Origin of the sequence: Demequina sp. (assembly GCF_024642165.1) — a bacterium.
In the GTDB taxonomy this organism is placed as follows: domain Bacteria; phylum Actinomycetota; class Actinomycetes; order Actinomycetales; family Demequinaceae; genus Demequina.
Genome location: NZ_JAHEBP010000096.1, coordinates 1 through 7,810, shown reverse-complemented (window position 1 = coordinate 7,810; position 7,810 = coordinate 1). Strand labels below are relative to the sequence as shown.

The following is a 7,810-nucleotide window of genomic DNA, read 5'->3' as shown; positions in this document are numbered from 1 at the left end:
CGAGCGGTCGCCTCCGCGCATGCCGCTCATGGTGAGGAAGGATCGCGGGGCGTCGCCGGAGAACAGGTTCGAGATCGAGACCCCGCCGTCGGCGAGCAGTCCCCGGCCGTCCGAGATCCGCTCCTCGATGAGCGCCGCGTCGGCGGGCACGTTCGCGACCAGCATGCGACCCAGCTCGCGGTCCCACCACCGGAACGCGGGGATGTTCTCGTTGGAGCCGTGGAGGATGCCCGCCTGGCTCACGGGCGTGGTGGACGGCACCCGCGCGGTCCACTCGGTCCAGCGGTGGCTTCCGGAGCGGATCCATCGCGAGACGGTGGGGAGGTTGCCCGCGCGGATCTCGTTCTCGAGGAGCGGCGCCGAGACCCCGTCGAGCTGGATGATCAGCATGCCCGGGAGACCGTCGGGCTCCGGGCGGTCGCCCCGCAGCGCCGATCGCGTCGCATGGACCAGCAGGTAGTCGTAGGAGCCCACCGAAAACAGCCAGGTCACGAGGGTCATGAGGATGGTGAGGACCCACGAGGCGACCAGCGCCCATCCCACGTTCGCCACGTCGACGCCGGGGGCGAGCCACAGCGCGAGCCCCACGGTCACCACGTTCGCGCCCAGCGCCGTCACCAGCGTGCCGGCCCACCCGAACCGGCTCGCGAGCCTCAGCCACACCGGCTGCAGCAGCCACGTCACCACACCCACCGCGACGCCGGCCGCCAGGCCCGCGATCCAGCCGTCCGCCGTGACTCCTGGGGTGATTCCGATGGTCGCCCACACCAGCAGCGCCTGCACGGCGAGCTGCGCGGCCCGCGTCGCCCGCCCGCGCACGGTGCGCGGCGACGCGTGAATGGCGTGCGACAGCTCGCGCTCGCGGTCGCCCTGGAACCAGGCATGGGCGGAGGGGCTCCAGGCGAGCGCCAGCGAGGCGCCGGCGACGGCCACCACCGTGGCCGCGGCCCCAATGCCGGACTCTCCGGCCTGGTAGAGCGCGTAGAGCACGCGGAAGGCGAGCAGCGCCGTGAGCAGCAGCCGCGCGCCGTTTGACCCACGCCACAGCGTGACGGCAAGGGTGAGCAGCGCCAGCCCGGCGATTCCCAGGGCGAGGGTCACCGCCGTCGGAACCCCCGCATCGTCCCCCTGAACCGGGGTGACCAGCACCGCTGCGGCGACGGCGATCTCGAGCAGGCCGCCGAGCCCCGTCACCAGGGCGAGCGCGATCACGGCGACAGGGCGCCGCGGGCGCGTGACCCCCGGCGCGGCCACGGGCGCCTGCGGGTCCGTCACGTCAGCGCAGCGGCGTCGCGGCGATGGCGAACGAGGCCTCCACCGCCTGTCCCGGCTCGACGGTGAACAGCCCCGTGCCCTCCACGCCGTTCGCGGCGAGGGTGAACGCGTCGTTCGCGTTCGACACCGGCTCGAAGGCGAAGAAGTCCTTGCCCGGCGGGATGTACAGGACGGCGTGTGACAGGAGCGAGTCGGCGGTGATCTCGAGGCCGAGCGTGCCGGGGTACTCGATCGCGGCGAGCGTCTCGCCGGTGCGGCCGGTGAAGCAGTCGTCCACGAAGGTCTGCCCCACGGGGCGGCGGGTGGTGAAGTTCGCGTGGGCGGGGATCTCGCCGGCGCCCTCGGTGGGCATCTGCTGCGCGAGCGCGTAGCCGTGCGCGCACCGCACCTCGAGCTCCGCCTCCGCGGAGCCCGCGACGGACCGCAGGAAGTAAGGGTGGTGGCCGAACCCGGCGGGGAACGCCTCCTGGTCGACGTTCTCGACGCCGTAGGTCCACACGAAGCGATCGCCGTCGAGCGCATAGGTGAACCGCGCGACGAACGCCCACGGCCAGTTCATCCCGAAGTAGTCGCGAGAGTCGAGCTCGAGCACCGCGCGGTCATCGGAGCGCTCCACGACGGCCCACGGGTACTCCCAGCCGGTGCCGTGGATCGCGGTGCCGTCCGGCCAGTTGACACGCAACGCGTACTCCGTGCCGTCCCACCGCAGCCGGCCCTCACGGATCCGGTTCGACCAGGGGACCAGGGGATAGGAGGCGGTACGGGACGCGGTGGCGAGGTTCGCCGCCGTGGTGGGACGCAGCACGTCCGCCCATTCGTCCTCGAGGCGGACCTGGCCGAATGCGACGGATCCGCCGGTCGAGGGAAGCAGGCCGACCTTCCAATAAGGGTTCTCGATGGTGATGATCTCGGGCATGTCTCCATCATGGCCGAAGCGCCACGGCGCGGCCACGCCGGAGGTCCCGACGCGCCGCGCGGCGCCGGTGCCGTGCACAATGGCGCCATGCCACCTCGTCCCCGCGCGCGCCTCGCCGCCGTGGCGACCGCGCTGGCCGTCGCGCTCGCCGGATGTGGGGCGGTGCCCGAGTTCCCGATCGTGGGTCCCACCGCGGTGCTCGAGTATCCGCGCACGCTGCAGGCGCAGCGCTGGATCGAGGTCCACGTCGAATCCGAAGGCGGCGAGGACGTGATGGTGACCGGAGGCGCCCTGTTCTCGCCCTCCTTCGAGCGGCTCGACGCGGTCGAAGTCGGGGTGCGCGTCTACCCGGGCCACGACGCTCGGGTGCGGCTCCCCCTGGGCGACGCTGTGTGCCCGGCCGGCGCCGGGCCCAGCAGCGCCCAGCTGGTGATCGAGTCCGACGGCGCCGAGGTGGTGCAGTCCGTGGCGGTGGACGATGCGGTGCTCGCCGAGATCAACCAGAACGAGTGTCTGATGCAGGGCGTGACGGACGCGGCGGTGCCGAGCCTGGGGCTCCCGGGTGCGATCGACGACGGCGCGCTGCACACCACGATCACCTTGACGCGAGCGGAATCGTCTCAGTCGGTGGTGCTGACCCAGGCGGCCGGGTCCGTCATCTTCGCGCTGGAGGCCGATGCGGGCGAGCTGCCGGCCGAGCTGGTCGCCGGCCGCCTGCGGCTCGAGGTGCCCGTGACCATCCGCGTCGCCAGGTGCGACCCGCACGCGTTCGCGGAGTCGAAGCAGACGTTCCTGTTCAAGGTCTGGATGAGCGTGGGTGGCGGCCCCGAGACCTACGTTGAGATGCACGCTGAGGGCGCCCTGATGGAGGTCCTCCAGGAGCTGTTCGACGCGTGCGGCGAGGCCGACCGGGCCTAGTTCGGCGGTGCCTCGCTAGGAGCCAGATCTACGATGCCCCCATGAGCGAGCGCATCCTTGCCCCCGAGCTGGCAGCGGGACAGAAGTTGCACGGCCCCGTGTCCTACTTTCCGAGCATCGAGACGAGGTACGGCCGGCCGATGCAGGAATGGATCGACCTGGTCCAGCCCCGGTTGGCGGAGAGTCGCCACATGGAGGTGGTCGAGTGGCTCAAGACCGAGCACGCCATGGGCCACGGCCACGCGAATGCCGTCGTGGGCTGGGTGAAGGCACGGCTGGACTGACCGCCGCCCGCCGCGAACGTGTCTCGACGGGCGCATCGTCCCGTCGCGCGCCTCGACGCGCGCAATGTCTGCCGCCGGACGTAGCCTGACGCTGTCCGCGCCCCAGTCCCCGGAGGAACCATGGCCACCGTCTCGACCTATCTCAACTTCGACGGCACCTGCGAGGAGGCGTTCCACTTCTACCGGGACGTCTTCGGCGGGGAGTTCACCGCGCCGGTCCAGCTCATGCGCGAGGTTCCCGGCGCGCCTCCGATGTCCGAGGAGGAGGGCGGCCGCGTCATGCACGTCGCTCTCGAGACCCTGGGCGGGCACCAGATCATGGGCACGGACATCATGCCGTCGATGGGGCACAAGCTCACCAACGGCAACGCGATCTCCATCAACCTCGAGTACGACGACGAGGACTCCCTGCGCGACGCCTTCGCGAAGCTTGCCCAGGGCGCGAAGGAGTCCTACGGGCCGCAGGCCGAGTTCTGGGGCCAGCTGTTCGCCACCTGTGAGGACCGCTTCGGGATCCGCTGGATGATGGTCTCGCCGCTCACCGAGGGAGTGGGGCTGGCGTAGGTCCAGACCCGCGCATCGTCCCGCCGTCCTAGTCGGTCACCCGGTAGGCGCCCTCGACCGCGTCGAAGAACGCGTTCGCGAGGTCCTGGAAGGCGTCCCGATCCAGGCGGATGGTGTCGCCGGGGTCCAACCCGAGCACGGTGGTCTCCGCGGTGAGACCGGTGCTCGCCGGAGGGTCGAACCGGCCGCCGTTGCCGTTGAGCGCCTCGACCACGGCGCGCATCTCCTTGAGCGGCCCCGGGCCGTCACCCTCGGCCTCACGCGCACGATGAGCGAACATGCCCTCGAGTTGCCCGGCCATCGCGACGAAGTACTCGTCCTCGATCTCCCTCAGGGCGCCGTCCATCGAGCCATCGTCCGGCGCCTGAGCGAGCAACAGGTCGAACGCGGCCACCTGCGCCTCGATGCGCCACCGGCACGATGCGATGTAGTCCCCGCTGAATCCAGCACTTGCGACCATGTGTGCCTCCCGGTACCAGTATGGCGTCGACGTGGCGGCGCGCGCATCGGCTCTCCCGGACTCGCCACGGCCATTCCGCCGGTCACGGCTGCGCGGAGCGATCCTTGATCTGCTGGACCAGAATGTCCTCCGCGGCCCGCGCGCGGGTCTCCCGGTCCGCCTCCTCGGGGCTCGGGTAGCGCACGCGTACGAACGGCCGCGACCGCTGGTACGCGAGCCGCACCCGGGAGTCGCGGACCAGCCAGGCCGCGGCCCCGATGGCGACCAGCACGGACGCGATCGCGCCCACCCCGATCGACCACCGCGGCCCCCAGTTCTCGCCGATCCAGCCCACGACGGGAGACCCGATGGGCGTGCCGCCCAGGAACACCATCATGTAGAGCGCCATGACGCGGCCGCGCATCCGCGGGGTGGTGGTGGTCTGCACGGCGGCGTTCGCGGACGTGATCATGGTGAGCACCGTGAAGCCCACGGGCACGCACGCGATGACGTAGAGCGGGTATGTGGGCGCCAGCGCCATGAGCGCGGAGGCGATCCCGAAGGCGAATGCCGCTCCCACGATGAGTCGCAGCCGCGGGCGCGGGCGGCGCGCCGCGAGCAGCGCACCCGTGAGCGAGCCGATCGCGGTGACCGAGCCGAGCAGACCGTACTCCCCGGGCCCCTTGCCGAACTCGGTGGCCGCCATCATCGCGCTCGTGAGCTGGAAGTTGAGGCCCAGCGCCGCCACCACGCCCACCACCACCATGATCACCACGATGTCGGGTCTGCGGCGCACGTAGCGGATGCCCTCGCGCACCTGGCCGCGGCCGCGGACGGCACGCTGCTGCGGATGAAGCTCGCCGCGCCGCATGGCGAGCAGCGCTGCGATGGTGGCCCCGAAGGTCGCCGCGTTGATGATGAACACCCAGCCGGACCCGACCACCGCGATGAGCAGGCCGGCGACGCCGGGGCCGATCAGCCGGGCGGCGTTGAACGATGCGCTGTTGAGGGCCACCGCGTTCGGCAGCGACGCGGTGGGCACCAGATCGGAGACGAAGGTCTGCCGCGCGGGCCCGTCGATCGCGGACACCACGCCGAGCGCCAGGGCGAACGCATACACGTGCCACAACTCCGCGTGGCCGGCCACGGTGAGGATGCCGAGCCCCAGCCCCAGCAGCCCCTGACCCACCTGGGTCCACAGCAGGAGCTTGCGGTGGTCGATGCGGTCCGCGAGCACGCCCGCCCACGCGGACAGGAACAGGAACGGCGCAAACTGCAGCGCGGTGGTGACGCCCACCGCCACGCCGGACTCGTTCGTGAGCACGGTGAGCACCAGCCAGTCCTGCGCGACGCGCTGCATCCAGGTGCCCACGTTCGACACGAGGGCGCCCGCGAACCACAGGCGGTAGTTGAAGATGCGCAGCGAGGCGAAGGTTTGAGTCATTCCACCAGGCACAACCGGCTGACGCGGGCGGTTCTTCCGCGGCGTCGCGCCGATACGTGCGCCGCCATCACCCTAAGCCCGCCCCGCCGCCCGCCGCCCGGCGCGCGTCGCCCCGCGGTGGGACGATGCCAGGGTGGGTCCCGCACGTGGCCCCCGGGGAGGGTGATATGCGCTATCTGTTGCTGGTTTGCATGGAAACGGTCGACGACCCCGCGGGCGGCCCCGATGACATCGACCGCTGGGTCGAGCAACACGATGCGAGCGGCGCGCGGGTGTGGGGGGACCGCCTGGCGGACGCGGGGGAGTCCCGCGTGGTCAGAGTCCGCGGTGCGGGCGCCACCGTCGAGCCGGGGCCGCTGTCGGACGCGCACCGCGCGATCGCGGGCATCGACATCCTCGAGTGCGACACCCTGGACGAGGCCGTCGCGATCGCGCTCGACCACCCCATGGCGCGTGGCGGGGTGCTCGAGGTGTGGCCGTTCTACGACTGGGCGGCGGAGGGCTGACCGCCCACCCGGCCTGCGCATCGTCCCGCTAGCCTGGACGCATGCCCTCCCTGCTCATCCTTGGCGGCACGGCCTGGCTGGGTCGCGAGACCGCCCGGGAGGCGCTCGCGCGCGGGTGGCAGGTGACGTGCCTGGCGCGCGGGACGTCGGGAGCGGTCGCGCCGGGCGCCATGCTGGTCACCGCGGACCGCGACCGGCCCGGCGCCTACGACGCCGTGAGCGACACCCGTTGGGACGCGGTGGTCGAGGTCAGCTGGCAGCCCCGGCAGGTGCGCGAGGCGGCCCAGGCGATCGCGGCCGATCGCTGGGTCTATGTCTCCTCGGTCGCGGCGTACGCGCCCACCCGCGAAACGATCGCGGAGGACGCGCCGCTGCGCGAGCCCGTCGAGCCCGACGCCGTGGTCGACGGCACGCGCTATGACGCGGCGAAGGTGCGCTGCGAGCTCGACACCCGTGCGTCGCATCCCGACGCGCTGTTGGTGAGGGCGGGCGTGATCGTGGGCCCCGGCGACCCCACGGAGCGGTTCGCGTACTGGCCTCGCCGCGCGGCGGACGCCGGCGATCACGCGATGATCGAGCCCGGCGGGCCCATGCATCCGTTGCAGGTGGTCGACGTCCGCGACCTGGTGGCGTGGCTGGTGTCCGCGATCGAGGGGGGCGTGACGGGCGCGGTCAACGCCGTCGGCCCGCCGATGCGTTTCAAGGACATGGTGTGGCTCGCGCGGGCGACCGCGGTGTCTACGGGCGCTCGGGTCGAGGCCCCGCCCGACCGCCTCGCGGACCTGGACATCCGGCCGTGGAAGGGCCCGCGGTCGTTGCCGCTCTGGCATCCCGATGACGGCTCCGGCGCGCGCACCGGCTACCACTCCGACGCGCGGTTCCTCGAGACGGGCGCCACCCTGCGCCCCCTGAGGGAGACGATGCGCGACGTCCTGGCGGAGGAGATCGAGCTGGGCGTGGATCGGGAGGGGCCGTCGGGCCTCACCCGCGAGGAGGAGCTCGCCGCGCTCGAGGAGTTGGCGTAGGCGGGCCTGCCGCGGGCGAGGCTCAGGCGCTCGCGGGGGCGAGGTAAACCATGGTCGAGCCGCGCGCCGGCACGAACGCCTGCGAGCGCGCGAACACCCGGAAGCGGCCGGAGGCGTCGACGGCGCCGATGGGCACGGCCTCCATTCCGCGTCCGCCCAGGCTCGCGGCCAGCTCGCGCCAGCCGTACTCCTTTGTCAGCGGCGTGGCCCGCACGCGCCAGCCCTCGGCCAGACGCGCGTCGAGGTAGGCGAGGCCTGCGCGGCCGTCGAACGCGTAGGCCGCGCGGCGGTCGAACGCCAGGCGGCCGCGCTCACTCGCCGCCTCGCCGGTGGGGGCGAGCTGGAAGGCGCGGTGATGACCCAGCTCGGCGCCCAGGTCGCGCGCCACCAGCGCGTTGTACGGATCGCTGTCGGTGGCGGCGAGCACGATCCCGTGCGC

At 72.4% G+C, this 7,810-nt stretch carries 10 protein-coding genes; 5 read left to right on the top strand and 5 right to left on the bottom strand.

Going from position 1 to position 7,810, the window contains the following annotated elements; genetic code table 11:
* Together Q0L54_RS08920 and Q0L54_RS08915 are read right to left on the bottom strand one after the other, a co-directional pair.
* Positions 1-1,275 (bottom strand): phage holin family protein (locus tag Q0L54_RS08920; protein WP_296667354.1); only part of this gene is annotated, 1,275 nt, incomplete at its 3' end.
* Position 1,276: 1 nt separating this feature from the next.
* On the bottom strand, positions 1,277-2,191 hold the full coding sequence (locus tag Q0L54_RS08915) for an aldose epimerase (RefSeq protein WP_296667351.1): 915 nt from the start codon (positions 2,189-2,191) through the stop codon (positions 1,277-1,279).
* 87 nt (positions 2,192-2,278) lie between these two features.
* Between Q0L54_RS08915 and Q0L54_RS08910 the strand changes: the two genes are divergently transcribed.
* From Q0L54_RS08910 to Q0L54_RS08900, 3 genes are all read left to right on the top strand, one after another.
* A complete protein-coding gene (locus Q0L54_RS08910) occupies positions 2,279-3,109 on the top strand; it encodes a hypothetical protein (protein WP_296667349.1) in 831 nt (276 codons plus the stop codon).
* Between the two features lie 41 nt (positions 3,110-3,150).
* Positions 3,151-3,393, top strand: coding sequence for a DUF4287 domain-containing protein (locus Q0L54_RS08905; RefSeq protein ID WP_296667347.1), 243 nt, complete (start codon positions 3,151-3,153; stop codon positions 3,391-3,393).
* Between the two features lie 120 nt (positions 3,394-3,513).
* Positions 3,514-3,957, top strand: a complete 444-nt coding sequence (locus Q0L54_RS08900; RefSeq protein WP_296667344.1) for a VOC family protein — start codon at positions 3,514-3,516, stop codon at positions 3,955-3,957.
* Positions 3,958-3,985: 28 nt separating this feature from the next.
* Here Q0L54_RS08900 and Q0L54_RS08895 read toward each other — a convergent pair whose 3' ends face one another.
* On the bottom strand, positions 3,986-4,417 hold the full coding sequence (locus Q0L54_RS08895) for a hypothetical protein (RefSeq protein ID WP_296667342.1): 432 nt from the start codon (positions 4,415-4,417) through the stop codon (positions 3,986-3,988).
* An 82-nt stretch (positions 4,418-4,499) separates the two neighbouring features.
* Positions 4,500-5,840 carry an MFS transporter gene (locus Q0L54_RS08890; protein ID WP_296667339.1) on the bottom strand — a complete coding sequence of 447 codons (1,341 nt, stop codon included), beginning with the start codon at positions 5,838-5,840 and terminating at the stop codon, positions 4,500-4,502.
* 191 nt (positions 5,841-6,031) lie between these two features.
* Between Q0L54_RS08890 and Q0L54_RS08885 the strand changes: the two genes are divergently transcribed.
* A complete protein-coding gene (locus tag Q0L54_RS08885) occupies positions 6,032-6,346 on the top strand; it encodes a YciI family protein (protein ID WP_296667336.1) in 315 nt (104 codons plus the stop codon).
* A gap of 41 nt (positions 6,347-6,387) precedes the next feature.
* Positions 6,388-7,371: an NAD-dependent epimerase/dehydratase family protein gene (locus Q0L54_RS08880; RefSeq protein ID WP_296667333.1), complete on the top strand. Its 984-nt coding sequence runs from the start codon at positions 6,388-6,390 to the stop codon at positions 7,369-7,371.
* A gap of 22 nt (positions 7,372-7,393) precedes the next feature.
* On the opposite strand, the gene Q0L54_RS08875 is transcribed toward Q0L54_RS08880, so the two are convergent.
* Positions 7,394-7,810 (bottom strand): hypothetical protein (locus Q0L54_RS08875; protein WP_296667330.1); only part of this gene is annotated, 417 nt, incomplete at its 5' end.

Bases quoted from the DNA above. Each gene is read 5' to 3' on its own strand.
- Q0L54_RS08885 (WP_296667336.1), top strand. From the start codon at position 6,032: ATGGAAACGGTCGACGACCCCGCGGGCGGCCCCGATGACATCGACCGC.
- Q0L54_RS08915 (WP_296667351.1), bottom strand. From the start codon at position 2,191: ATGCCCGAGATCATCACCATCGAGAACCCTTATTGGAAGGTCGGCCTG.
- Q0L54_RS08900 (WP_296667344.1), top strand. From the start codon at position 3,514: ATGGCCACCGTCTCGACCTATCTCAACTTCGACGGCACCTGCGAGGAG.
- Q0L54_RS08895 (WP_296667342.1), bottom strand. From the start codon at position 4,417: ATGGTCGCAAGTGCTGGATTCAGCGGGGACTACATCGCATCGTGCCGG.
- Q0L54_RS08905 (WP_296667347.1), top strand. From the start codon at position 3,151: ATGAGCGAGCGCATCCTTGCCCCCGAGCTGGCAGCGGGACAGAAGTTG.
- Q0L54_RS08880 (WP_296667333.1), top strand. From the start codon at position 6,388: ATGCCCTCCCTGCTCATCCTTGGCGGCACGGCCTGGCTGGGTCGCGAG.
- Q0L54_RS08910 (WP_296667349.1), top strand. From the start codon at position 2,279: ATGCCACCTCGTCCCCGCGCGCGCCTCGCCGCCGTGGCGACCGCGCTG.
- Q0L54_RS08890 (WP_296667339.1), bottom strand. From the start codon at position 5,840: ATGACTCAAACCTTCGCCTCGCTGCGCATCTTCAACTACCGCCTGTGG.